The organism is Streptomyces sp. YS-3, from assembly GCF_045257485.1.
In the GTDB taxonomy this organism is placed as follows: domain Bacteria; phylum Actinomycetota; class Actinomycetes; order Streptomycetales; family Streptomycetaceae; genus Streptomyces.
This window is the reverse complement of sequence record NZ_JBJHPC010000879.1, coordinates 1-1,992: the sequence shown is the minus strand read 5'-3', so window position 1 is coordinate 1,992 and position 1,992 is coordinate 1. Positions and strand designations below refer to the sequence as shown.

Sequence of the window (1,992 nt, the reverse complement as noted above, 5' to 3'; positions counted from 1 at the left end):
GCCGCGGTGTCCACCAGGACCTCGTAACCCTCGCCCCACGGCGGACCCGGCACCACGAACTTCGTCGGGCGGCTGCCCGCGTGCAGGACGATCAGGAAGCTGTCGTCCACCACCGGCGCGCCCCGGGCGTCGCGGCCGGGGATGTCGCGGCCCGACAGATACAGCCCGAGCGTGGCCGTCGGCGCGTACCAGTCCCGCTCCGTCATCTCCTCCCCGCCCGCGGTGAACCACGCCAGGTCCCGCAGCCCGTCCGCGCGCTGTGCCCGGCCCGAGAAGAACGCGCGCCGGCGCAGCACGGGGTGGCGGTGGCGCAGCGCGAGGAGGCGGCGGGCCAGGGCGAGCAGACCGCGCGGGCCCGGCTCCTCCAGCAGCGACCAGTCGACCCACCCCACCTCCCCGTCCTGGCAGTACGCGTTGTTGTTGCCCCCCTGCGTCCGCCCCATCTCGTCCCCGGCCACCAGCATCGGCACCCCCGTGGAGACCAGCAGGGTCGTCAGGAGGTTGCGGAGCTGGCGGCGGCGCAGGGCGTTGACCGCCGGGTCGTCCGTCTCGCCCTCCACCCCGCAGTTCCAGGACCGGTTGTCGTCGGTGCCGTCCCGGTTGCCCTCCCCGTTCGCCTCGTTGTGCTTGCGCTCGTACGACACCAGGTCGCGCAGGGTGAAACCGTCGTGCGCCGTGACGAAGTTGACCGAGGCGTACGGACGGCGACCGCCCCAGGCGTACAGGTCGCTCGACCCCGACAGCCGGTAGCCCAGATCGCGTACGTCCGGCAGCGCGCCCCGCCAGAAGTCCCGCACCGCGTCCCGGTAGCGGTCGTTCCACTCCGCCCACAGCGGCGGGAACGACCCGACCTGGTACCCGCCGCGCCCCACGTCCCACGGCTCCGCGATCAGCTTCACCCGGCGCAGCACCGGGTCCTGGGCGATGACGGCCAGGAACGGGGAGAGCATGTCGACGTCGTGCATCGAACGGGCCAGCGCCGCCGCGAGGTCGAAGCGGAAGCCGTCCACCCCCATCTCCGTCACCCAGTACCGCAGCGAGTCCGTGATCAGCCGCAGCACCTGGGGCTGCACCACGTGCAGGGTGTTGCCGCAGCCCGTGTAGTCCGCGTACCGGCGCGCGTCCGGCTGGAGGCGGTAATAGCCCCTGTTGTCGATCCCGCGCAGCGACAGGGTCGGCCCGCGCTCGCCCGCCTCGGCGGTGTGGTTGTAGACGACGTCGAGGATGACCTCGACGCCCGCCGCGTGCAGCGCCCGCACCATCCGCTTGAACTCGCCGACCTGCTGGCCGGCCGTGCCGGACGCCGAGTAGGCGGCGTGCGGCGCGAAGTAGCCGATCGAGTTGTAGCCCCAGTAGTTGCGCAGGCCCCGGCGCAGCAGATGGTCCTCGTGGGCGAACTGGTGCACCGGCAGCAGCTCCACCGCCGTCACCCCGAGGCCGGTGAGGTGGTCGAGCGCCGCCGGGTGCGCCAGACCCGCGTACGTGCCGCGCAGCTCCTCGGGGACGCCCGGGTGCCGCTGGGTGAAGCCGCGCACGTGCAGCTCGTAGATGACCGAGTCCGCCCACGGCGTCTTCGGGCGCCGGTCGTCGGCCCAGTCGTCGTCGTCATGGACGACGACGCCCTTGGGGACGTACGGCGCCGAGTCCCGCTCGTCGCGGACCGTGTCGGCCACCTGCTGCTGCGGCCAGTCCCGTACGTGCCCGTACACCTGCGGCGGCAGCGCGCCGTAGTCGTTGCCCTCGGCCGCGTCGACCGCGCGCGCGTACGGGTCGAGCAGCAGCTTCGAGGGGTTCCAGCGGGCCCCGGTCCAGGGGTCCCAGCGGCCGTGCACCCGGTAGCCGTACCGCCGGCCCGGCCGCACGCCCGGTACGAAGCCGTGCCAGATCTCATGGGTGAGCTCGGTCAGGGGGAGCCGGATCTCGGTGCCGGCCGCGTCGAACAGACACAGCTCCACCGCCTCCGCCCCGCCCGCCCAGAGCGCGAAGTTGGTG

The 1,992-nt window shown here is 73.3% G+C and carries 1 protein-coding gene; it reads right to left on the bottom strand.

Going from position 1 to position 1,992, the window contains the following annotated elements; genetic code table 11:
* Positions 1 to 1,992, bottom strand: a 1,992-nt coding sequence (gene glgX / locus ACJA3G_RS35855) for a glycogen debranching protein GlgX (protein ID WP_406557210.1), incomplete at both ends; no start/stop codon positions are given.